This window comes from Streptosporangium sp. NPDC050855 (assembly GCF_044456585.1).
Lineage (GTDB): Bacteria > Actinomycetota > Actinomycetes > Streptosporangiales > Streptosporangiaceae > Streptosporangium > Streptosporangium longisporum.
Genome location: NZ_JBITFY010000003.1, coordinates 548,075 through 569,048, shown reverse-complemented (window position 1 = coordinate 569,048; position 20,974 = coordinate 548,075). Strand labels below are relative to the sequence as shown.

The following is a 20,974-nucleotide window of genomic DNA, read 5'->3' as shown; positions in this document are numbered from 1 at the left end:
GCGCCTCAGTCCCAGACGACCTTCGGCGCCTCGTCGCCGGTGGCCTCGGCGACGAGACGGGCACTGTCCTCGGCCTCGGCGCGGCGCGCGGGTGCCAGGCCGTCGAAGAGGGTGACCGTCAGCTCGCGCTCCTGGCGGCGGTAGCGCCAGGTGCCGGCCACCTCGCCGTCGACGAGCAGCGCCCCCGGCCCGGAAAGGGCCCGCCACACCTGCCGGCGCCTGCCCGGGTCGGGGACGAGCAGGTTCCGGTCGGCCTGGCGCAGGTAGGGGTCGTGCGGCGGGACGAGGACGACCCCCTCGGGGGCGGGTGCCCGTCTCACCTCGTCCAGGAGCGACTCGGGCAGGTCGTAGGGCCGGTCGCCGACCCGTACCCGGACCAGGTCCTCGCCGAGTTCCCTCCACAGGCCGGCGACGGCGGCGGTGTCGCTCCCCATCCAGTCGCGGAACAGGGCCCGGGAGGCCGGGCCGTTCACCCGCAGGTAGGCCCGCAGCAGCGTCAGGCGCGGGTCGCCGTCCCGGTCCTGTCGCTCCTGTCGCTCTCCCCGCGGGGCGTCCGGGACCGGGTACAGCATGGTCACGCGCTGGTCGCCGGGGCCGACGACGAGCCGTGCCCGGCATCCGCCGGCGCGGAACAGCGCGTCGGGGACGTGGTCGGCGTCGCAGCGCTCGCACCGGTTCACCAGCGAGGCCGGTACGCGGCCGTTCACCTCGCGGCTCGCCTCCGGCTTCGGCGTCGGGCCGGTCACCACGGCCCTCAGCGCGGCGGCCACCTCGTCGACCGCCCGCACCCAGGCGGCTCCGCCCTCGTCCGACTCCCGGGGGGCGAGGGCGTCGCGCAGGAGGTCCAGGTCGGCCAGGCGGTGCGCGTGCGGTGCCCCGCGTACCGACCACATGCTCACCAGCGGCCCGCCGGGGGAGACGGCCTCGGCGACGCTCGCGGACCCGACGGTTCCCGTGCGCTGGATCAGCGCCCGCCTGGCGTCGGCCTGCCGGCCGTCCTGGAATCCCAGCAGCAGCAGGTCGTCGGGCGTCCCCTCGCGAGACCGGCGTTCCAGGCCGTGTCCCCGCCACCTGAAGCCCAGCCAGCGGGCCCTGTCCAGTGTGATCGCGTTCCCCATCGCGTCACTGTAATACAGGGCCGGGAGCGGGGGATCGTCCCCTTTCGTCGGCACGATGACGGGCGGACGACCCGTGAACGTGATCTGGACGGTGATGAAAGATTCACTATTTTTCCTGACATTTCCAGTCCAATCTTGACGATCACTCCCGTCAGGACGACACTGGGCGGCAATCCGGTGGAACCCGGCGCAGGCCCGGCGGCAGGCGGGCCCGGCGAGACGGCCCGGAGGATCGAGCGGTACGCGACCCGTACTTGTTAACGTTAACAATGCCCCGGTGCCACCGGCCGCATGTCGCCGTGGAGTGTGGGTCGCCCCCGGAACCTCACGTCAAGGAGACTCATGAGATCAGAGGGATACAGGCCGCGGAAGGCGCTCGGTGGCCTTGTCGCGACGGCCCTGGCGCTGATGACGGCCGTCGCGACGGCGAGCCCGGCGGACGCGGCGACCCGGTACGAGGCCGAGAGCGCCCGCATCTCCCAGGGAGTGGTGGAGTCCAACCACGCCGACTACTCCGGCTCGGGCTTCGTCAACGGCGACAACGCCGCGGGCTCCTACGTGGAGTGGACGGTCCAGGCGGCGAGCGCGGGCACCGCGACCGTGGCGCTGCGCTACGCCAACGGGTCGGCCGGGAACCGGCCCGGCGACGTCTCCGTCAACGGAGCGGTGGTCTCCGCGGCCCGCGCGTTCGGCCCGACCGGCGCCTGGAGCACCTGGGCGACCAGCACGCTCACCGTCACGCTGCGGGCCGGCGCCAACACGATCCGGGTGACCGCGACCACGGCCGCAGGCAACCCCAACCTCGACCACCTCGACCTGGAGACCGCCTCGTCGGACACCGTGCCCCCGACCGCGCCGTCCGGCCTGACCCGGTCCGCCGTCACCGCCACCACGGCCACCCTGAGCTGGACCGCCTCGTCCGACGACACCGGCGTGACCTCCTACGAGGTACGCAGCGGCGGCACCGTCTACGCGACCGTCACCGGCTCCCCGCCGGCCACGTCCGTCACGGTCACCGGCCTGGCCTGCGCCAGCCCGTACTCGCTGCACGTGGTGGCCAGGGACGCCGCGGGCAACGTCTCCGCGCAGAGCGGGACCGTCACCTTCACCACCGCGGCGTGCGGGGGCGGCGTGCCGTCGGGCATCACCCAGATCTCCACCGGCTGGACGGTCCCGTGGGGCGTGGCCTGGCTGCCGGACGGGCAGAACGCGCTGGTCACCGAACGCGACAGCTTCCGCGTCTACCGCACCTCGCTCTCGGGCGCCAGGACGCTGGTCGGCACCGTGCCCGAGACGATGGGCACCGGCGGCGAGGGCGGCCTGCTGGGGGTCGCGGTGGACCCGAACTGGGCGAGCAACCGGTACGTCTACTTCTTCCACACCGCCTCGGAGGGCAACCGGATCGCCCGGATGACCTACGACGGCACCTCGCTGGGCGGCTACACGGCCCTGGTGCGGAACATCCCCAAGAACCGCTACCACAACGGCGGCCGGCTGGCCTTCGGCCCCGACGGGTACCTGTACGCCACCACCGGTGACGCGCAGGTCACCGCCAACGCGCAGAACCGCGACTCGCTCGCCGGCAAGATCCTGCGGATGACCACCGCGGGGCAGCCCGCCCCCGGCAACCCGTTCGGCACGCTCGTCTACAGCTACGGCCACCGCAACCCGCAGGGCATCGCCTGGGACTCGCGGGGACGGCTGTGGCAGGCGGAGTTCGGCAACAGCCAGTTCGACGAGCTCAACCTGATCAAGCCGGGACTCAACTACGGCTGGCCCACCTGCGAGGGGAGCTGCTCCGTGGCCGGAATGGAGAACCCCAAGCGCCAGTGGCCGGTGAGCACCGCCTCGCCCAGCGCCGTCGCGGTCGTCGGCGACGCGGTTTACATGGCGGCGCTGCGCGGTGAGCGGCTCTGGCGGATCCCGCTGGAGGCGGGGGAGGCCACCGGCACGCCGGTCGCCTACTACGTGGGCACCTACGGCCGGCTGCGCACCGTGGTCGCGGTGCCGGGGGCCGACCGGCTCTGGCTGACCACGACCAACGCCGACGCCGGCGGGGGCGAGCCCGCGGGCTCCGACCGCATCTTCAGGGTCGACATCTCCTGACGCCACCGCACCCGTCCGCGTCCGGCGTCACCGCCTGCGTCTGACGTCACCCTCTGACGTCACCCTCCGACGCCATCGTCCCCGTCGCCGGGGTCGCCGCCCTCACCGTGCTCGCGCAGGTACGCGGCGGCCTCGGCGACACGTCCCTCGCCGAAGACCGCGATCCCGTTCCGCTCCAGCAGGGCGGTGGTGACGCCGTGGCCCGGCACCCGCCCCCCGGCGAAGGCGCCGTCGTGGATGGTCAGGCTGCCGCAGGAGGGGCTGCCCTCCTTGAGGATCGCCACCCGCGCGCCACAGGAGCGGGCGGCCTCCAGCGCCGCCCGCGCACCGGCCACGAAGGCCGCCGTGACGTCCTCGCCCCCGGCCGTCAGCACCCTGGCCGTGCCCGCGAGCACCGCCTCGCCCCCGGCGCCGCCCTCGATCTCCGCGGCCGGGCGCGGGACGGGCAGCCCGCCCTCGACCTCGGGGCAGAACGCCACCAGCCGTCCCTGCCGCCGCCAGGCGGCCAGCAGCGCGTCCTCGCTGGTCTTGGCCGCCCCGTCGTACCGCACCCTGCGCCCCATCAGGCAGGCGCTGACCATGATCCTGTCCACCGGCCCAGAGTACGTGGCGCGGAGCGGGGGGCGCCCGGGCCGGGCAGTACCCTGCTGCTCATGTTCTCCGACTTCCCGAGCTTCGCGAGTTCCGCGGGCTCCACGAGCTCCGCGAGCTCCGCGGGTCCCGCGAGGTCTCGATGATCGGGCCGCTCGCGACGGGCCTGATCGTGCTGTCACTGGTGATCGGGCTGTGGGCCCTGGTGAACACCATGCGCGACAGGCCGATGGGAAGGGTGCTGCCGGGCGCGCTCGCGCTGCTGGAGCTCGGCCTGATCGTCCAGGCCGGGGTGGTGGCCGCCGCGCTGGCGCGGGGCGAGGGCCCGCAGGGGACGGCCACCGTCATCGGCTACCTCGCCGCCACCGTGCTCATCCCGCCGGTGGCGCTGTTCCTGGGGTACGCGGAGCGCTCGCGCTGGGGGTCCGCGGTGATCGCGGTGGCCGGTTTCGCGATCCCCGGTATGGTCGGCCGGTTGCTCCAGATCTGGCAGGGCCTGGTATGAGCGAACCGGCGATCGGCACCGGTCCCGGGCGCGTGCTGGTGGCGGTCTACGGGGTGTTCGCCCTGGCGGCCGGGGCCCGCGCCGCCGTGCAGATCGCGACGCGGTTCGACGAGGCGCCGCTGGCCTACGCGCTGTCGGCGTTCGCCGCGGCCGTCTACCTCGTGCTCACCGTGGCGCTGGCCGTGGGGAACAGGACGCTCGCGCTGATCGCCTGCGGGATCGAGCTGGCCGGGGTGCTCGTCGTGGGCACCCTCGGCATGGTCGACCCCGAGGCGTTCCCCCGGGCCACCGTCTGGTCGGGCTACGGAAGCGGCTACCTGTTCATCCCGTTCGTGCTGCCCTTGCTGGGGATCTACTGGCTTTTGCGACGCCGCTAGTTAGAGCCTTTCCCACCTGGGCAGCTTTGCTCCTCGAACCGACCAAACCACAAGGGAGGCACGGTCATGAGCACGATTGAACAGTCCGTTGACGTCAACGTTCCCATCCGGACCGCGTACAACCAGTGGACCCAGTTCGAGAGCTTTCCTGAGTTCATGGAAGGCGTCGAGTCGATCAAGCAGCTGAGCGAGACGCGCACCGCGTGGGTCGTGGAGATCGCCGGGGTCCACCGGGAGTTCGAGGCGGAGATCACCGAGCAGCACCCTGACGAGCGGGTGGCGTGGAAGTCCGTGGAGCGGCCGCACCAGGCCGGCGTGGTGACCTTCCACCGCCTCGGCCCGGACACCACCCGGGTCACGCTCCAGCTCGACTACGACCCCGAGGGGTTCGTGGAGACCGTCGGCGACTGGCTTCAGCTCGTCAAGTTGCGCATCCGTGGCGACATGGAGCGTTTCAAGACCTTCATCGAGTCGCGTGGCGGCGAGACCGGCGCCTGGCGCGGTGAGGTGCCCGGCCCGCACGAGCGCGCCGACGAGGGCGGCCTGACGGGTGGCTCGGGTCTGGGCTCCACCGGCGGTGGCGTCGCGGGCTTCGACGAGCCCGCTCCGCCGCGCACGGTGGGCGGGGACGTCTATCCGCCGGACTCCGCGCTCCCGCCCCCCGGCGGCACGCCGCTCCCGGGTGCCGGTCGCGGTCTCGGCGAGGAGCCGCCGCCCACCCCCGGTCCGCGTATCTGACGCGTTCCCGACTCGCCCGGTGCCGGTGCCAAGGCATCCGGTGCCCGGGCCGTCCGGGTTCCGGGCCTCGGAGCCGAGGTCCGTGCCGTGCGTGAGAGAGCCGGGTCACGCCCTGTAAAGGGGAGCGTGGCCCGGCTTTCACGTTGTCAGCGATTGCCGTCGGCTCCGCCGGTCAGGAACAAACGCAGGTTTCAGTCCTGTTACAGTCGTGGTCAGCCAATCATCCTACGATTGGACGAAACCACCGAGGAGGACTGGAACCCGCATGAGCGTGCTCACCCATCAGACCAGGGGCCGCACCACCGGCACGAACGGCTCCCTCGCCTGGCTGCTCGTGCTGGGGATCATCCTCGCGGCGCTCAACCTGCGCACCGCCGTCACGAGCGTCGGGCCGGTCCTCGACCAGATCACCTCCGCCCTGGGCATGACCGCCGTCGGGGTCGGCCTGCTCACCACGCTGCCCGTGCTCATCTTCGCCTCGGTCGGCGCGGTGACCCCGGCGCTGGCCAGGAGGATCGGCGAGCACCGCCTGCTGCTGCTCTCCCTCATCGTGCTCGGCGCCGGCCTGCTGATCCGGTCGATGGTCGGCTCGGCCGAGGTGTTCCTCTACGCCAGCGCGCTGGCGCTGTCGGGCGGAGCCGTGGGCAACGTGCTCATCCCCAGCCTGATCAAGCGGCACTTCCCCGGCAGGGCCGGGACCATGACCACCGTCTACACCACCGCCCTCGCGGTGGGCACGATGCTCGCGGCCGCCGCGACCGTCCCCATCGAGCGGGCCGCCGACGGGAACTGGCACGTCGCGCTGGGCGTGTGGGGGGCGCTCGCCGCCGTCGCCGCCGTTCCGTGGTTCGCGCTCTCGCGCAGGGAGCCCGAGCGGCACGGCGCGGACGGCGGGACCGGCGCCCGCGCCCTGCTCCGCAGCAGGCTGGCCTGGGCGGTCGCCGCCTACTTCGGCACGCAGAGCATGGTCGCCTACATCATGTTCGGCTTCCTGCCCAAGATCCTGATCGACGGCGGCTACACCACCGCGCAGGCGGGGCTGGTGCTGGGCGTCTTCACCGCGATCGGCATCCCGGTGTCGCTCTTCGTGCCCGCGATCGCCTCCCGGTTCACCGACCAGCGGCCCGTGGTGGTCGCCTTCGTGCTCTTCTACACGGCGGGCTTCGCGGGGCTGTGGCTCGCGCCGTCGTCCATGGCCTGGATCTTCGCGAGCCTGGTCGGCATCGGCATGGGGTCGTTCCCGCTCGCGCTGACCATGCTCGCCATGCGCACCCGCACCCCCGAGGCGACGGCCGCGCTCTCCGCCTTCGGGCAGAGCACCGGCTACCTCATCGCGGGGGCCGGACCCCTGGTGGTCGGCATCCTGCACGAGTCGAGCGGCGGCTGGACGATGCCGTTCCTGCTGCTGTTCGCGGTGGTCGCCGCGCAGCTCGTGGCGGGCTGGTACGCCGGCCGCCCGGGTCACCTGGAGGACGAGGGCGCCCTCGCCGCCCGCTGAGGACACCGGACACCGGGAGGGTCCGCGGCCCGGGGGCGGGTCCCGGGCCGCGCCGGTGACACGCCGCACCGGTGACACCGGGGCCGGCGGTACGGGACCCCCGGGCCGCGGGCCGCGCCGGACCGTCCGGGATCCCCGGACGGTCCGGCGGGGCGTGACCGGCGCCCCGTGGCGTCCGCTCAGTCCAGCCGCAGGCGGTCGGCCAGGCCCGCGGCGGCGAAGGCGTCCACCAGGGCGTCGCGGCCCTCGGTGAAGTGGGTCCAGCTGTCGAAGTGCACCGGTACCACCCGGCGCGCACCGAGGATCCTCGCCGCCTCGGCGGCCTGGGCGCTGTCGAGGACGAGCAGCGCGCCGTCGAGGACGCCGGGGATGCGGGGGGCCCCGGCGAACAGGACCGCCGTGTCCACCGGGCCGAACCGCTCGGCGATCTGCTCGACCAGTTCCAGCGAGGCGTTGTCGCCGCTGACGTAGACCGTGGGCAGGTCGGCCGCGGTCAGGACGAACCCGACGACCTCGCCGGTGACCGCCTCGGCCCCCTCGGGGCCGTGCAGGGCGGGCGCGCCCGTCACGGTCACGGTGCCGCCGTCGGGGCGGCGCAGCTCGGCGGAGGCCCACGGTGCGAGGCCCCGGGCGTCACCGCCGAGGCGGCTGGCGCCGCTCGGGGTGGTGAGGATGACCGGGACGCCGTCCAGCAGGGCCCGTCCGGAGTCGTCGAGGTTGTCGGGGTGCTCGTCGTGGGAGAGCAGGACCACGTCGACGGGGCCCAGGTCCGCCGGGGTGATCGCGGGAGGCGCGGTCTTGGTCAGCAGCGGGCGGCCGGCCCCGGGGTAGTCGCCGGGAGGGTCGAAGGTCGGGTCGGTGAGGAATCTCAGGCCGCCGTACTCGATGAGGGCGGTCGGCCCGCCGAAGACGCGGACGGGAACCTGCTGGTCGGTCGTGCCGGTAGCGGTCATGACAAAACACCTCACGGATGAGAAGGGGCTTATCCGTGAGGAACGGTAGCCGCTTCTCACGGATGAATGCAATCCGTACCATGAGAGGTATGAAGGAGACCGTGACCGCCACGCCCGTCCTGCCTCCCGCTCCGGGAGCCGAGCGGCATCTCGCCCTCGACGTGGCCAACACCGTCATCGCCCTGCCCGGCGGGCGGTGCGTCGATCTCCTCGACACCCCCGACGCCGTCGGCCGCTGGCTCGCCGAACGCGACCTCGCCCCGGCCGAGATCGGGCTGCAGGAGCTGTGCGCGGGACAGCTGCGGTCGCTGCGCGACCAGATCAGGGCGCTGTTCGCCGCGTGTGCCGGCGGGCTGCCCGTGCCGGCCGCGGCCCTCACCGCCGTCAACGACGCGCTCACCCGGGCCCCCGCCGCCTCCCTGCTGCACTGGGACCCCGCCCGAGGCCTCTACCGCGCCCCCTGTCACCCCCTCACCCGGATCGTCGAGCACGCCCTCGCGGTCCTCGCCGCCGACGCCGCGGACCTGCTCACCGGTCCCGACGCCGAACGCCTCATCGCCTGCGCCTCCACCCCCTGCAACCGCTACCTGCTGCGGTACGGCCGCCGCCACTGGTGCTCGACCCGTTGCGGCGACCGTGCCCGCGCGGCCCGCGCCTACGCGCGCCGCCCCCGGCCCGGGACGGGCTGAGGCACGTCGCCCGCCGGTTCCCGGCCCACCGCCCGCAGCGCCGAGGCCGCGGCGGCCAGCGCGCTGTTCGAGGAGACCTCGCTGAGCATGCCCGGGGCGGCCACCGAGTCGCCCGCCAGCCAGACGCCGTCCCCCCGGTCGATCGCCGGCCGGTCCCGCCAGCTCGTCCCCGGCAGGTCCAGGGCGCCGGTGCGGCCGTTGCAGACGGCCTCCCGCCGCCAGGTCGTCCGCTCCCGCCACCCGGGCAGCCCCAGGTCGGCCACCCGCTCCGCGCGTGCGATCGCCCCGTCCTTGCCCTCGCCCTCCCGCAGGGGCATCTGGAGCTGGCAGAGGGAGTGGCCCGCCGGGGCGAGCGAGGGGTCGGGCAGGCTGTACCGCTCCAGGAAGCCGCCCTCGTCCAGGTCGGAGACCAGGAAGAGGTCGTCGGCGCTCGCGCGCAGGCCGAGGTCGAGCAGGACGGCCCGGCCGCTCTCCCAGCGCAGCGACCCGTCCCCGAGCAGGGCCCTGGCGGCGTCCAGCGAGGTCGCCACGATCACCGGGGTGTCCTCGGGCAGGACGTCCACCCGTGAACCGGTCTCGATCCGCACGCCCAGGCCGCGCGCGTGGATGGCCATCCGGTCGACCACCCGTCCCCAGCCGCCGGTGACGTAGCGCGGCGCCGGGGGCTTCGGCGCGGCGGCCCGCAGCACCCGCTCCCAGACGAACGCCGCGGACAGCCGCCCGGGGTCCCCGTCATAGGTGATCACGCCGACCAGCCCGGCGGCGGCGCGCATGCCCTCCTGCCCGAAGCGCCGGCCGGCCCAGGTGGCGAAGTCCTCGTCGACCGGGGCCCGCAGGCGCCGCCTGGCCAGGGCCTTCACCAGCGACAGCGGGGGCCCGCCGAGCCGGCCGCCGTGCCGGAACCTGGACCTGGCCAGCGCGCGCAGGGGGAGCCTGCTGTACGGCTGGACCAGGCCCCTGGCCACCAGCCAGTTCCACGGCTCTCCGTCGGAGTAGAAGACGTGGGTGCCGTCGTTGGCGACGTACGGGCCGTCGGTGCTGCGGGCCCGGCCGCCCAGCCTCCGGTGGGCCTCGTGGAGGGTGACCCGCGCGCCCGCCTCGGCGCACGCGATGGCGGCGGTGAGCCCGGCCAGGCCCCCGCCCACGATGTTGATCTCTCGTGTCTGTCGTGTCATGCCCCCAGGACGCACCGGGAGGGTGCGTTCGTGACACGCATCCGCCGTCACCCCCGTCCCCGTGCCCGTTCCCGGCCGCGTGCCCCGGAGCGCCGGGGCGGGACGTCACAGCCGGGCGAGCTTGTCCGGGTTGGCCACCAGGAAGACGGTCTGGATCAGGCCGTCCGCGACGTCCAGGGAGAACACCGCGGCCGGACGCCCGCCCACCCGCGCCAGCAGGGCCGGCGCGCCGTTCACATCCGCGACCTCCAGGGTGAAGTCGTCACCGGGTCGGGCGCCCACGCCCTCCATGAACCTCTGTGTCCCCTCGTGGCCGCCGATCGCGGTCAGGAAGCGCAGCACCCTGCCCGCGCCCGTGATGACCCGGAGCGGGGCCTTGGCCTTGCCGCCGCCGTCGCTGACCAGCGACGCGTCCTCGGCGAGCATCGAGGCCAGCGTCCTCAGGTCACCGCCCACCGCCGCCCGGGCGAACCGCTCGGTGAACTCACGCCGCAATTGGCGGTCCACCTCGAATCTGGGCCTGCCCTCCCGGACGTGCTCCCTGCCGCGCCGGGCGAGCTGCCGGGTCGCGGCCTCGCCGCGGCCGATCACCTCGCCGATCTCCGCGTACGGCAGGTCGAACGCCTCGCGCAGCACGAACACCGCCCGCTCCAGCGGGGAGAGGGTCTCCAGCACCACGAGCAGCGCCAGCTCCACCGAGCCGGCCAGCTCCACGTGCTCGGCCACGTCCGGGGTCACCACCAGCTCCGGCAGCCACGACCCCACGTAGGACTCCCGCCTGGCCTTGAGCCGGCGCAACCGGTCGATCGCCAGGCGCGTCACCACCCTGACGAGGTAGGCCCGGTCGTTCTCCACCTGGGAGACGTCCACCTCCGACCAGCGCAGCCACGCCTCCTGGACGACGTCCTCGGCGTCGGTCAGGCTGCCCAGGATCCGGTAGGAGACCCCGGTCAGCAGGTCTCGGTATTCCTCGAAACGCTCAACGGTCATGGCGACATAGACGTATCACGGCGCCCGGACGTGACATGACCCGGGTAAACGGTTGTTTACCGCAACGCTCTACCATTTCAGGACGGACGTCGGCAGCGAAGGAGCGCGCAGTGACCGGAACGATCCTCGCCGAACCGGACACCGCGCGGCAGGGGAGGCATCTCTGGCTGACCCTGGTGGCGCTCTCGGCTGCCGGGATGGTCGTCTCGGTCCAGCAGACCGTGGTCATCCCGCTGCTGCCCAGGCTGATGACCACCTTCGGCGTCTCGGTCGCCGAGGTGACCTGGGTCTTCACCGCCTCGCTGCTGGCCGCGGCGGTCGCCACGCCGCTGCTCTCGCGCCTGGGCGACATGTACGGCAAGAAGAGGATGATCCTGTTCACCGTGGGCCTGCTCGTACTGGGGTCGGTGATCTGCGCGCTGTCGGCCTCCCTGCCCGTGCTGATCGCCGGGCGGGCCCTGCAGGGCGCGTCCGCCGCGCTGATCCCGTTGGCCATCGGCATGATCAAGGACAGTTTCCCGGCCGCCAGGGTCATGACGGCCATCGGGGTGGTCAGCGCCACCATGGGCGTCGGCGGCAGCCTCGGCATGATCGTCACCGGCCTGATCGCCGACCGCACCCCCAGCCACCATCCGGTCTTCTGGATCACCGCCGGTCTCGCCGTGGCCGCGATCGTCCTCATCGCGCTGAGCGCCCACGACACCGGGGGAGGCACCGGCGGCCGTCCCGATCTCGTCGGCGCGGCCCTGCTGTCGGTCTGGCTGGTCTGCCTGCTGCTGGCCGTCTCCAAGGGCAACGACTGGGGCTGGGGCTCGGGGACCGTCCTGGGGCTGTTCGCCGGCGCGGTCGTCGTCTGCGCCGCGTGGGTCTACAGCCAGCTGCGCCTCCGTGCCCCGATGGTCCGTCTCCACCTGCTCGTCGGCCCGCGCTCGCTGCCCGCGAACCTGGCCTCGCTGCTCCTGGGCTTCGCCATGTTCGGCTCGTTCACGCTGATCTCCAGCTTCATCCAGACGCCCTCCTCCGCCGGGTACGGGTTCGGCGGCTCCGTCCTGGACGTCGGCATCTACGCGCTGCCCAGCACCGTGACCATGCTGCTCGCCTCCTTCATGGCCGGCCGCCTGTCCGGCCGGCTCGGCCCCGCCTACTCCCTGGCCCTCGGCGCGAGCCTGTGCGCGGTCGGATTCGGCTGGTTCACCCTCTTCAACGACTCGGTGCCCCACCTGATCGGTTCCAACGCGGTGCAGGGGCTGGGCCTCGGCATCGCCTACGCCGCGCTGGGGGCGCTCGCCGTCCAGCACGTGCCGATGCACGAGAGCGGCATCGCCAGCGGGATCAACTCCCTGGTCCGCTCCATCGGCGGCAGCGTCTCGGGCGCCGCGACCTCGGCCCTGCTCACCTCGATCACCATCGCCGGGACCTCCGTCCCGTCCCGGAGCGCGTACGTGATCTCCTTCGCCGTCATCACCGCGAGCGCCGTCGGGTCCGCCGCCATCGCCCTGGTCTCCGGAATGCTGGCGCGAGAGGTGCCGGCGATCGGTTAGGATTTCATCTGCGTCGCAAGGGGCTATGGCGCAGCTGGTAGCGCGCCTCCATGGCATGGAGGAGGTCTGGGGTTCGAATCCCCATAGCTCCACGTCGAGCCGTTCTCGCAGCGGCCCGAGGGTTGTTCACGAGATCCCGTCCGATCACCTCGATCGGGCGGGATCTCGTCGTTTCCCGGCCGTCGTGGCCGTCGAGCGGATCGCCGGGCGGATCGCCCGCGAGGGCTTCGCGCAGAGGACGTGCCCCCCAGGGAGAGTGCGCGGGAGCCCGGACCGGCCGCGGGCCGGGAGGTCGTTCAGGGACTTCGGTATCCCACCCCGGGACGACTCGAGATCCGCGCCCGGGGACTCCGGGGAAGTGAACCCATCGGCGCGCGTACCGTCAAGAGGTTAAGGATGTCAACAATCAACCTGCTGAAGGGGAAGGTACGATCGGGGCATGAGCGCCGATGCCGATCCCGTCGTGGCCGAGCTGACCGAGCTGGTCGGCCAGGTCGCGGGACGCCTGCGCGCGCAGTTCAACGCGACCGCGGCGGAGCTGGACCTTCCCCCCGCCCAGGCGCTGGCGCTGGCCCGTCTGCGGGACCCGGTCCCGATGCGCGAGTTGGCCGACTGGCTGTCCTGTGAGGCGTCGAACGTGACCGGCATCGTCGACGGCCTGGAACGTCGCGGCCTGGTCACCCGCCGGCCCGACCCCTCCGACCGCCGGGTCAAACTCCTGGTGCTCACCGAGGAGGGCACGCGCAGGAGGGACGTCCTGTGGTCGCGTGGCCACGCGCAGGCGATCTCCCTGTTCGCGCTCTCCGGAGACGACCGCCTGCTCCTGCGGGACATGCTCAGGCGGCTCCTGGAGGGCCCGGCCGGCTGAGGCGATGTTTGCCGCCGGGGGGTGAGGGCAGCCGAGAACGTATCCGACGTGGTGCTACAGGAGGTCAGATGGTCCCCCGGAAGCAGAAGGTCGGCACGGTCGCGGTGGTCGCCCATCAGCGCAAGACGTTCGGCGGAGGGCTGGACGAGTTGCGCAGGCTGCTCGCCGACGAGGGTGTCGGCGAGCTGCTCTGGTACGAGGTGCCCAAGAGCAAGAAGGCCCCGAAGCAGGCGCGCAAGGCCCTCAAGGAGGGTGCCGACCTGGTTTTGGTGTGGGGCGGCGACGGCATGGTGCAGCGCTGTGTGGACGCGCTCGCGGAGTCCGGCGTGACGATCGGCATCCTGCCCGCGGGGACGGCCAACCTCTTCGCGCAGAACCTCGGCATTCCGGAGGACCTCCCCAAGGCCGTGCACATCGCCTTTCACGGTGAGAGCCGCAAGCTCGACCTGGGGAAGGTCAACGGCGAGCACTTCGCGGTGATGGCCGGGGTCGGGTTCGACGCGGCGATGATCAAGGACGCGGACCGGGGTCTCAAGGACCGCCTGGGGCGCGCCGCCTACGTCTGGACGGGCCTGCGCCACATCCGTGGCGAGCTCGTGCAGATGGACGTCCGGATCGACGGGGTGCCGTGGTTCGAGGGCGAGGCGAGCTGCCTGCTGCTCGGCAACGTCGGCACCATCACCGGCGGGATCGAGGCGTTCGACGACGCGCGCCCCGACGACGGGTGGCTGGAGGTCGGTGTGACGACCGCCAAGGGGCCGATCCAGTGGGCACGGGTGCTCGGCCGGATGACGACCGGCAGGTCCGACGACTCGCCGTTCGTCCGGATGACCCGGGCGCGCAAGATAACGGCCAAGCTCGGCGCTCCCATGACCTACGAGCTGGACGGCGGCGCCAAGGGCACCGTCACCGAGCTCAAGGCCAAGGTGGTACCGGCCGGCATCACGATCCGTGTCCCCGCGACCACGGACGCCTCGGAGAACCCGGATGCCACGACGGGCACCGGCGAGCCCGCCGACGCCGCGCGCTCCTGAGCGATCGGCCCTGGCGGGACGCGAGGAGCGTGCGGATCCGGCGCGTGTGACGGCGGCGTTCCGGGGGTTCCCGGGCGCCCGGCCGCGCAGGCAGATCCCCTCTTTTCATTAATATTCATAACAAATACCCATTCGGTATGGTTTGTCGATATTTTCGCGTGATGGAAGCGAACGGGCCGATGACCGGTGGTCGCTGGACGGACGCCGGCGTCCCCGGCGCGCGGGGCGGTGACCACTGCGGCCCGTCGGGGACGGGCGGGATCCGAGGCCGTCCCCGGCGGGTCCGGTCCGCCGCCCTCCGGCGAGACGGCGCCGTCCGGCGACGGCGCCGCACCGGGTCGGAGCGCCTGACGGGGATCGTGTACGAGCTGTGATCGAGTTTCACGTGTCGGTCGACATAGCGCACCCCGCGGCCGAGATATGGCGCATCATCGCCGACTTCGGCCAGGACCCCCGCTGGCGCGCGGGCGTGACCACCATGGCGCCGGACCCCCCGGGCCCGGTCGTGCCGGGTACCACCACCGACGAGGTCATCAGCTTCCACGGCCGCGCCTACCGCACCGGCGGCCAGGTGACCCGGGTGGTCCCGGGCACGGAGTTCGCCTGGCGGATGACCTCGGGGATCGACGCCGAGGGAGAGAGGTCGGTCGTGCCGCTGGCCGAGGACCGGTGCCGGGTGACCCTGCGGCTCAGGGTCGGGCTCTCCGGTCTGCACCGCCTGCGCGAGCCCCTGCTGCGCCGCGCGCTCAGGCGCAAGTACCAGGAGGACCTCCGCCGCCTGAGCGACCTGGTGGCACCCGGACCTGACCCTCCCCGGGCGGGACCGGCGGTGACGCGCGGATAACCGGTTGTCCCGCGGTCGCGTGCGGGGAAAGCATGGCGGTCATGTCACTGCGCTTTCACGAGATCGCCGAGGGCGGGCACCGCATCCTCAACCCGTTCACCCACGACAAGCTGGCGCTGCTGGGGGAGATCGCCCGGCTCCGGCCGGGGCACCGCCTGCTCGACCTGTGCTGCGGCAAGGCGGAGATGCTCTGCCAGTGGTCCCTCGCGTACGGGATCGAGGGGGTCGGGGTCGACATCAGCGACGTCTTCCTCGCCGCCGGGCGCGCCAGGGCCGGGGAACTCGGGGTGGCCGGCCGGGTGCGCCTGGAGAAGGGCGACGCCGCGGCCTACCGGGCCGAGCCCGGCGCGTTCGACGTCGTCTCCTGCCTGGGGGCGACCTGGATCGGGAACGGCCTGGCCGGCACGGTCGAGCTGATGCTCCCCGCACTGCGCGCGGGCGGGATCCTGCTCGTCGGCGAGCCGTACTGGGACTCCGAGCCGCCCGAGGGCGCCTACGAGGCGTTCGGCTTCGGCCCCGAGGACTTCACCTCGCTGGCGGGCACGATCGACAGGTTCGAGGCCGCCGGGGTCGAGGTGCTGGAGATGGTCCTCGCCGACGGGGACAGCTGGGACCGCTACGTGGCGAGCCAGTGGTGGACGCTGAGCGACTGGCTCCGCGACAACCCCGGCGACCCCGACGTCGAGGGGGTGCGCGACTTCCTGGAGCGCTGCCGGCGCTCGCACGTCGAGTACGGAAGGCGCCATCTCGGCTGGGGGGTCTTCGTGGTGCGACCTCGTTGACGGCTACCGACGGGTAGGAATAGGTTCCTTGATACCGGCCGGTCGGTCAACGGGGTGTACCCGCGGGCGCCGGACGAGGTCGCCGGCCTCGTCCGGCGCGGGCTGGACGGCCCCGGGCCCCGGCCGGGCACGACGACCCGTTCCGCCCATCGCCCGGAGGCATGAGATGACCGACGTCCAGCTCGCCCGTCAAGCCTGGCGGCGCCTGGAGCCCCTGCACGGGATGATCTACTTCGTTCCCGAGGCCACCGAGCGCTACGCCGCGCTCGGCGTGGAGGGGCGCGCCGGTTACTTCGCCTCCCGGTCGGCGGCCTTCGGCACCGCCTCCGCCGAGCTGGTCATCGCGACCTTCTACAACTTCCACCCCGGGCTCGTCCGGCGCCACATCCCGGCCGTCTGGCAGGTGACGACCCCGGAGAAGATCCTCGACGCCCGCCTGGAGGCCGCGGACGCGGCACTGCGCCGGGCCGGGATTCACGAGATCGACACCCTGGACGAGACCGCGGAGCTGGCCGCCCGCGCGGCGCGGCGGGCCTGCGACCATCCCCAGGGACGCCCGCTGTTCGCCGCGCACGCGACGCTGCCCTGGCCGTCCGAGCCGCTGCTGAAGCTCTGGCACGCCCAGACGCTGCTGCGCGAGTTCCGCGGGGACGCCCACGTGGCGGCCCTGCTGACCGAGGGCGTCGGCCCGCTGGACGCGCTGGTCCTGCACGGCGCGACGGGCCAGATGCCCACGATCTTCCTCAAGTTCAGCCGCGAGTGGCCCGAGGAGGAGTGGGAGGCCGCCGCCGAGGGGCTGCGCGAGCGCGGCCTGATGGACGGCGAGGAGCTCACCGACGAGGGCAGGGCGCTCCGGCAGCGGATCGAGGACCGTACCGACGAGCTGGCGCTGCCCGCCTACGCCGCGCTCTCCGACGAGGAACTGGCCCGCCTGGCCGAGCAGGCCCGCGTCTTCGGCCGGGCCGTGGTGGACGCGGGCCTGCTGACCTTCTCCGGCTGAACCGGGCGGGACCGCCTCACTCCGGGGCGGCCGCCTCGGTCCCGGACGGCCGCCTCACTCCCGGACGGGTCACCCTCGGACGGCCGGGTCACTCCCTGGCGGACGGGTCACCGACCTGGCCGAGGAAGAGCGGGGTCAGCGTCGGCCGGTGCACGATCGCGAACGCGAACGGACGGTCGGCGCGGACCTCGACGTCGGGCGGGGCCGGTGCCATCACCGGGAAGGCGAGACCGGTGACGGCGGCGGCCTCGGTCCCCCACTCGTCCACCGTGACGGTGGCGCGATGGACCGCCTGGGAGAGCGTGGCGCCGTCGACGATCCCGGAGTAGTCGGACCCGCGCAGCCCCAGCGCCCCGAGCGGCTCCGCGAGCTCCATGGTGGTGGAGAGGTCCCAGCGCGGCATGGCCAGCCGTACGGGCCGTTCCCGGAGGCCGGAGGCCACCTCGGCCAGCACCGCGGGGGAGAGCAGGCTCGCGGGGGTGGTGCCCGCGGCCGGCACGAGGACCCACATGGCCAGCTCGTCGCCGGCGTAACGCAGCTCCACGGCCTGCCAGCCCGATCCCGCCACGTACGGGACGGCGCCGTCGCGGCGCATCAGGGTGACGCGCACGGTCGTCCCGTCCGCGCGGGTGAAGGCGGCGTTCTCCTCGGGCGGGTCGGTGAACGGCGTCGCCCAGTCGGCCTTGAGGTAGAGCGCATTCGCGATGACCAGCTTGGTCCGCGGGTCCAGCCGGTCGAACACCTTCGTGATCCGCCCGGCCGTCCGTTCCTCGGCCCAGGCGTCGATGACCCCGGTGGCGTCCCCGGTGAAGTCCACCTGGTGCGCGCCCGTGCCGTACTGCTCGGCGAGCGTGCGCAGGAAGTCCGGCTTGACGCTCAGCCCCTCCTGGACGAACAGCCCCTCGGCGATGCCCACGACCGGGGGACGTGGCGTGCCGTCCTGGGCGTCCCGTTCCTCGTCCGGGTCGGGGACGGGGGGCGGGTCGTCGGTCGTGACGATCTGCCGGGTGAGTGCGTTGAGCGAGATGTGCGGCCCCTCGGAGGGGAAGCCGAAGACCCTGTCGAGCTCGTCGGCGGTGGCTCCGACGGCCCCGGCCCTCGCCGTGCCGAACGCGTGGGCGATGCTCAGGGGCGACAGGACGACGTTGGGCCTTCCGGACGCGGCGGTCGTGAGCAGCGAGTGCCCGAAGGCCGTCAGGCCGCGTACGGTCTCCGCGACCGGGGGGTTCGTGGGGACCAGCCGCTTCACCCCCTTCGCGGTGATCAGGCTGGGCTTGGACATGGCGCATGCCGAGAGGGCGGCGACGGCCAGCAGTGCGGGTAACAGTCGGCGCATGCCTGTGCAACGTATGCGGCGGCCGGGTGGTTCACGCGTCCGGCGACGTATGCGGCGGCCGGGTGATTCGCGTGTCCGGTGAGGTCGATGGCGGCCCGGTGGTTCACCTGGCCGGAGACGTCGCCGGTGTCCGGGGGGTTCACCTGGCCGGGGACGTCAGCCGAACGCGGCGAAGGCGCCCGCGCCGATGAGGGCGACGGCCCAGGCGAGATCGAGGTTGAACCACGCCCTGCGCAGCACCGCCACCCCCAGCCGCTCGTAGACGAGCAGGGCCAGGACGGTGGTCGTGACCAGCATCGCCACCGTGTGCACCCCCGTCGCCAGCAGGCTCTGCGAGACCAGCGCGGCGGCACCGTGCTCGCCGTGGCCCCCGTGGACCCCGTGCCCCTCGTGCCCGGTCCCCGCGCCCAGGGTGACCGGGAGCACCATCAGGCCCGCGCCGTGGGCGGTGGCCATCAGGAACGACCACCCGGCGAGCTGCGGGCCGGTCACCTTCATGCCCACCCGGCGGGGATGATGCCGCCTCAGCAGCCGCCAGACGCCGAAACCGCACACCAGGGCCGCCACGCCGTACGAGACCGCCTTCGGCGGGGCGGCGAGCCGCGCGGCCGACACCAGTCCCAGCGTGACCAGCACCGAGGCGGCGTGACCGAGCACGATGGGCGGGAGCGCGCGCAGCACGCCCGCGCGCGAGCGCTCCTGCAGGCCGAGCGCGACCGCGAAGAGCCATCCCATGGCCGGGTTCAGGCCGTGGAAGGCGCCGAGCCCGGCCACGACGAGCAGGGGGGTCAGATCCATCGGACGCGCCTCACAGGGACGGGAAGACGGCCGGGACCGGTGACGGGCTCGGATGCGGCCGGGAGCGGACGGGACTCGGGGACGGGGAGGGACGGGGAGGGACGGGACAGCGGGACCCGGGGCGGGGGGAGGACGTGGTGAGGGTCAGGGGAAGCAGTAGGAGTCGGAGGAGGAGTCGCCGCCCTGCAGGCGGATCTGGTGCGCGCGACGGCCGTCCGCGGCGAAGTCGGTGAAGAAGGCCGGGTCGAGGGTGAGCGAGCCGTCGTCGGCGACGTCCACCTTCGCCATCCAGCCGGAGATGCCGTCGGGGTAGAAGACGTCGTCCCAGGAGCGGTAGAGCGAGTTGGTGAAATAGACCCGCCGTCCGTCCCTGCTGGCCTCGACCATCTGCGGGCCCCCGTTCAGTGCCCGGTCCGGGGCGGCCGGGTGGGCGTCGCGCCCGACGATCCCGCCGATCCTGACCGAACCGGTCTGCCGGGGGGCGAACGGGTCGGAGACGTCGTACGCCCTGAGCTCTCCGGTGCCCCAGGCCGAGACGAGCAGGATGCGGTCGTCGAGGGTCAGTGAGATGTCGCTGACCAGCGGCGGTACCGCGCCGAACTGCTTGAGCGGCTCCGGCAGCAGCTCGGGGTCGGCGGGTTCGGCCGGGATCGTGATCGTCTTGCGGGCCTTCCAGACACCGTCCTCCAGGTACCAGGTGAAGATGTTGGAGGACAGGTCCTCGACGTCGACCACCGTGTTGACGAACCCGTAGGTCCTGGTCGGGTCGTGCGCGGGCCGCAACTCCAGCGCCATCTGGTGGCGGTCGCCCAGGTCGATCTCCTGGAGGTGCCTGCGCCTGGTCAGGTCCCACACGTGCAGCCGGTGGCCGTACCCGCGGCCGGTGAGCAGCTCCAGCGACGGACCGGGCTCGATCTGGTTGGGGGTGGCCCACTCGCTGGTGATCATGGTGTCGTTTCCCAGGTGCCACCAGAAGTCGTAGTGCAGCCGTTGCGGCCCGCGGTCGGCCTCCCAGCGGCCCTGCGGTTCGAAGGTGTCGTGGTCGAGCGTGAAAACCCCGCCGGGCGCGTCGCCGTCCACGTTGCCGAGCGCGCTGACGTAGATGGCGTCGGTGCCGCAGTGCACGGTGTGGGGGCGGCTGTAACCGGTCTTCTTGAAGATCGTCTCCGGCTCGATCGTCTTGACGAGCTTGGGACGCCGGGGGTCGTCCTTGACGTCGAAGACGTAGATCCTGCTGGACCGGAGCCCCGGAAGGACCAGGTAACGCCTTTCCACGTGCGGGTGCGGCGCGTACGGGCACAGGGCCGCGCTGCACACGTTCCACCCGAAGTGATGGAGTTCGTCACCGGGGACGGACATGTCGTGCACATCGACGATCGAACCGTCGGAGAGGTCGATCGTGGCGAGCCCGTCGGGCCGTTCCTCGCCGGTCGTGTCCAACAGGGCGACGTAGGCCAGTCCCTCCCGAGGCGCCAGCATGGCCTCGCGGGCGGAGGGATAGAAGGTGGGGTCGGGCTGGATGAGCGGCACGGTGAACTCCTGACTCGAGGCCGGAACCGATACCCCACCAATGTTGTAGGAAAATGCGGTCCTGTCCAGGGGACATATCGGTACGACCATCGCGGGTTTCCGCTTCTCCCACCCGGCGCCGTCGGTTCGTGAAGCCGATGCGTGAAGCGGTGGATTTCGCGGGACGGTGTGCCGTGCGGGGCGACGACGTTTCGTGAGGTGAGGGCGTAAGGCGAAAAGGGGTGGACCGAAGGGGAAAGGGGGGGCGTGCCGTTCCGGGGCGGTCCCCGGGACGGATCGCCGGGCTCGATCTTCGTCCGGATCTTCGGAGGCGGAGGCGGAGGCGGGGGCGACGGGCGCGAAGAGGAACGAGCCCTGACGACACGGGGCGGAGAGCAAAGGGAGAGGTGGGGGGGGGGGGGGGCGCGGCCCCCCCGCCGAGAAGCCGGCCCCCGGGGGCCCGGCCGGCCGCGACGGGCGGGGGGGGGGGGTGGCGGGGGGGGGGGCGAACCCCCCGACCAA

Annotated in this window: 20 protein-coding genes and 1 tRNA gene; 13 read left to right on the top strand and 8 right to left on the bottom strand. The window is 73.0% G+C overall.

The window, feature by feature from the left end:
• Positions 1–5: 5 nt before the first annotated feature.
• The gene (locus ACIBCT_RS10510) at positions 6–1,118 is read right to left on the bottom strand and encodes a DNA glycosylase AlkZ-like family protein (RefSeq protein WP_399187116.1); all 1,113 of its coding nucleotides are present in this window, start codon (positions 1,116–1,118) and stop codon (positions 6–8) included.
• Positions 1,119–1,460: 342 nt separating this feature from the next.
• Between ACIBCT_RS10510 and ACIBCT_RS10505 the strand changes: the two genes are divergently transcribed.
• Positions 1,461–3,224 carry a PQQ-dependent sugar dehydrogenase gene (locus tag ACIBCT_RS10505; protein ID WP_399187115.1) on the top strand — a complete coding sequence of 588 codons (1,764 nt, stop codon included), beginning with the start codon at positions 1,461–1,463 and terminating at the stop codon, positions 3,222–3,224.
• A 59-nt stretch (positions 3,225–3,283) separates the two neighbouring features.
• Here the strand turns inward: ACIBCT_RS10505 and ACIBCT_RS10500 are convergent, their stop codons facing one another.
• Positions 3,284–3,817: a DUF523 domain-containing protein gene (locus tag ACIBCT_RS10500; protein WP_399187114.1), complete on the bottom strand. Its 534-nt coding sequence runs from the start codon at positions 3,815–3,817 to the stop codon at positions 3,284–3,286.
• Between the two features lie 140 nt (positions 3,818–3,957).
• Between ACIBCT_RS10500 and ACIBCT_RS10495 the strand changes: the two genes are divergently transcribed.
• The 4 genes from ACIBCT_RS10495 to ACIBCT_RS10480 all read left to right on the top strand — a co-directional run bounded on the left by ACIBCT_RS10495 (position 3,958) and on the right by ACIBCT_RS10480 (position 6,933).
• A complete protein-coding gene (locus ACIBCT_RS10495; protein ID WP_399187113.1) occupies positions 3,958–4,320 on the top strand; it encodes a hypothetical protein in 363 nt (120 codons plus the stop codon).
• A complete protein-coding gene (locus tag ACIBCT_RS10490; protein ID WP_399187111.1) occupies positions 4,317–4,697 on the top strand; it encodes a hypothetical protein in 381 nt (126 codons plus the stop codon). The genes ACIBCT_RS10495 and ACIBCT_RS10490 overlap by 4 nt, the downstream gene beginning before the upstream one ends.
• Positions 4,698–4,763: 66 nt before the next feature.
• Positions 4,764–5,435: an SRPBCC family protein gene (locus ACIBCT_RS10485; RefSeq protein WP_399187110.1), complete on the top strand. Its 672-nt coding sequence runs from the start codon at positions 4,764–4,766 to the stop codon at positions 5,433–5,435.
• A gap of 265 nt (positions 5,436–5,700) precedes the next feature.
• Entirely contained in the window at positions 5,701–6,933 is a 1,233-nt protein-coding gene (locus ACIBCT_RS10480; protein WP_399187109.1) for a CynX/NimT family MFS transporter, read from the top strand.
• 179 nt (positions 6,934–7,112) lie between these two features.
• Here the strand turns inward: ACIBCT_RS10480 and ACIBCT_RS10475 are convergent, their stop codons facing one another.
• On the bottom strand, positions 7,113–7,886 hold the full coding sequence (locus ACIBCT_RS10475; protein WP_399187108.1) for an MBL fold metallo-hydrolase: 774 nt from the start codon (positions 7,884–7,886) through the stop codon (positions 7,113–7,115).
• A gap of 89 nt (positions 7,887–7,975) precedes the next feature.
• Here ACIBCT_RS10475 and ACIBCT_RS10470 point away from each other — a divergent pair, with 89 nt between their 5' ends.
• On the top strand, positions 7,976–8,575 hold the full coding sequence (locus ACIBCT_RS10470; protein WP_399187107.1) for a CGNR zinc finger domain-containing protein: 600 nt from the start codon (positions 7,976–7,978) through the stop codon (positions 8,573–8,575).
• On the opposite strand, the gene ACIBCT_RS10465 is transcribed toward ACIBCT_RS10470, so the two are convergent.
• Positions 8,542–9,750: an NAD(P)-binding protein gene (locus ACIBCT_RS10465; protein WP_399187106.1), complete on the bottom strand. Its 1,209-nt coding sequence runs from the start codon at positions 9,748–9,750 to the stop codon at positions 8,542–8,544. The genes ACIBCT_RS10470 and ACIBCT_RS10465 overlap by 34 nt on opposite strands.
• A 105-nt stretch (positions 9,751–9,855) precedes the next feature.
• Positions 9,856–10,740 carry an RNA polymerase sigma factor SigJ gene (sigJ, locus tag ACIBCT_RS10460; RefSeq protein ID WP_399187105.1) on the bottom strand — a complete coding sequence of 295 codons (885 nt, stop codon included), beginning with the start codon at positions 10,738–10,740 and terminating at the stop codon, positions 9,856–9,858.
• A 110-nt stretch (positions 10,741–10,850) separates the two neighbouring features.
• Between sigJ and ACIBCT_RS10455 the strand changes: the two genes are divergently transcribed.
• The 7 genes from ACIBCT_RS10455 to ACIBCT_RS10425 all read left to right on the top strand — a co-directional run bounded on the left by ACIBCT_RS10455 (position 10,851) and on the right by ACIBCT_RS10425 (position 16,809).
• Positions 10,851–12,281 (top strand): MFS transporter, encoded by a 1,431-nt coding sequence (locus ACIBCT_RS10455; RefSeq protein WP_399187104.1) that lies wholly within the window; start codon positions 10,851–10,853, stop codon positions 12,279–12,281.
• 19 nt (positions 12,282–12,300) lie between these two features.
• Positions 12,301–12,373 (top strand) — tRNA-Ala (locus ACIBCT_RS10450).
• Positions 12,374–12,720: 347 nt separating this feature from the next.
• On the top strand, positions 12,721–13,149 hold the full coding sequence (locus tag ACIBCT_RS10445; protein ID WP_399187103.1) for a MarR family winged helix-turn-helix transcriptional regulator: 429 nt from the start codon (positions 12,721–12,723) through the stop codon (positions 13,147–13,149).
• 68 nt (positions 13,150–13,217) lie between these two features.
• Positions 13,218–14,183 (top strand): diacylglycerol/lipid kinase family protein, encoded by a 966-nt coding sequence (locus tag ACIBCT_RS10440; RefSeq protein WP_399187102.1) that lies wholly within the window; start codon positions 13,218–13,220, stop codon positions 14,181–14,183.
• Positions 14,184–14,553: 370 nt separating this feature from the next.
• Positions 14,554–15,027, top strand: coding sequence for an SRPBCC family protein (locus ACIBCT_RS10435; protein ID WP_399187101.1), 474 nt, complete (start codon positions 14,554–14,556; stop codon positions 15,025–15,027).
• Between the two features lie 41 nt (positions 15,028–15,068).
• On the top strand, positions 15,069–15,809 hold the full coding sequence (locus ACIBCT_RS10430) for an SAM-dependent methyltransferase (RefSeq protein ID WP_399187100.1): 741 nt from the start codon (positions 15,069–15,071) through the stop codon (positions 15,807–15,809).
• 166 nt (positions 15,810–15,975) lie between these two features.
• Entirely contained in the window at positions 15,976–16,809 is an 834-nt protein-coding gene (locus ACIBCT_RS10425; RefSeq protein WP_399187099.1) for a hypothetical protein, read from the top strand.
• Between the two features lie 88 nt (positions 16,810–16,897).
• Here the strand turns inward: ACIBCT_RS10425 and ACIBCT_RS10420 are convergent, their stop codons facing one another.
• The 3 genes from ACIBCT_RS10420 to ACIBCT_RS10410 all read right to left on the bottom strand — a co-directional run bounded on the left by ACIBCT_RS10420 (position 16,898) and on the right by ACIBCT_RS10410 (position 20,473).
• A complete protein-coding gene (locus ACIBCT_RS10420) occupies positions 16,898–18,145 on the bottom strand; it encodes a serpin family protein (protein ID WP_399187098.1) in 1,248 nt (415 codons plus the stop codon).
• 156 nt (positions 18,146–18,301) lie between these two features.
• Positions 18,302–18,943 (bottom strand): hypothetical protein, encoded by a 642-nt coding sequence (locus ACIBCT_RS10415; RefSeq protein ID WP_399187097.1) that lies wholly within the window; start codon positions 18,941–18,943, stop codon positions 18,302–18,304.
• Between the two features lie 144 nt (positions 18,944–19,087).
• Positions 19,088–20,473, bottom strand: a complete 1,386-nt coding sequence (locus tag ACIBCT_RS10410) for a selenium-binding protein SBP56-related protein (protein WP_399187096.1) — start codon at positions 20,471–20,473, stop codon at positions 19,088–19,090.
• Between the last annotated feature and the right edge of the window lie 501 nt (positions 20,474–20,974).

Coding starts and splice junctions, on each gene's coding strand:
- ACIBCT_RS10510 (WP_399187116.1), bottom strand. CDS start 1,118: ATGGGGAACGCGATCACACTGGACAGGGCCCGCTGGCTGGGCTTCAGG.
- ACIBCT_RS10505 (WP_399187115.1), top strand. CDS start 1,461: ATGAGATCAGAGGGATACAGGCCGCGGAAGGCGCTCGGTGGCCTTGTC.
- ACIBCT_RS10495 (WP_399187113.1), top strand. CDS start 3,958: ATGATCGGGCCGCTCGCGACGGGCCTGATCGTGCTGTCACTGGTGATC.
- ACIBCT_RS10490 (WP_399187111.1), top strand. CDS start 4,317: ATGAGCGAACCGGCGATCGGCACCGGTCCCGGGCGCGTGCTGGTGGCG.
- ACIBCT_RS10485 (WP_399187110.1), top strand. CDS start 4,764: ATGAGCACGATTGAACAGTCCGTTGACGTCAACGTTCCCATCCGGACC.
- ACIBCT_RS10480 (WP_399187109.1), top strand. CDS start 5,701: ATGAGCGTGCTCACCCATCAGACCAGGGGCCGCACCACCGGCACGAAC.
- ACIBCT_RS10475 (WP_399187108.1), bottom strand. CDS start 7,886: ATGACCGCTACCGGCACGACCGACCAGCAGGTTCCCGTCCGCGTCTTC.
- ACIBCT_RS10470 (WP_399187107.1), top strand. CDS start 7,976: ATGAAGGAGACCGTGACCGCCACGCCCGTCCTGCCTCCCGCTCCGGGA.
- ACIBCT_RS10465 (WP_399187106.1), bottom strand. CDS start 9,750: ATGACACGACAGACACGAGAGATCAACATCGTGGGCGGGGGCCTGGCC.
- sigJ (WP_399187105.1), bottom strand. CDS start 10,740: ATGACCGTTGAGCGTTTCGAGGAATACCGAGACCTGCTGACCGGGGTC.
- ACIBCT_RS10445 (WP_399187103.1), top strand. CDS start 12,721: ATGAGCGCCGATGCCGATCCCGTCGTGGCCGAGCTGACCGAGCTGGTC.
- ACIBCT_RS10440 (WP_399187102.1), top strand. CDS start 13,218: ATGGTCCCCCGGAAGCAGAAGGTCGGCACGGTCGCGGTGGTCGCCCAT.
- ACIBCT_RS10430 (WP_399187100.1), top strand. CDS start 15,069: ATGTCACTGCGCTTTCACGAGATCGCCGAGGGCGGGCACCGCATCCTC.
- ACIBCT_RS10425 (WP_399187099.1), top strand. CDS start 15,976: ATGACCGACGTCCAGCTCGCCCGTCAAGCCTGGCGGCGCCTGGAGCCC.
- ACIBCT_RS10420 (WP_399187098.1), bottom strand. CDS start 18,145: ATGCGCCGACTGTTACCCGCACTGCTGGCCGTCGCCGCCCTCTCGGCA.
- ACIBCT_RS10415 (WP_399187097.1), bottom strand. CDS start 18,943: ATGGATCTGACCCCCCTGCTCGTCGTGGCCGGGCTCGGCGCCTTCCAC.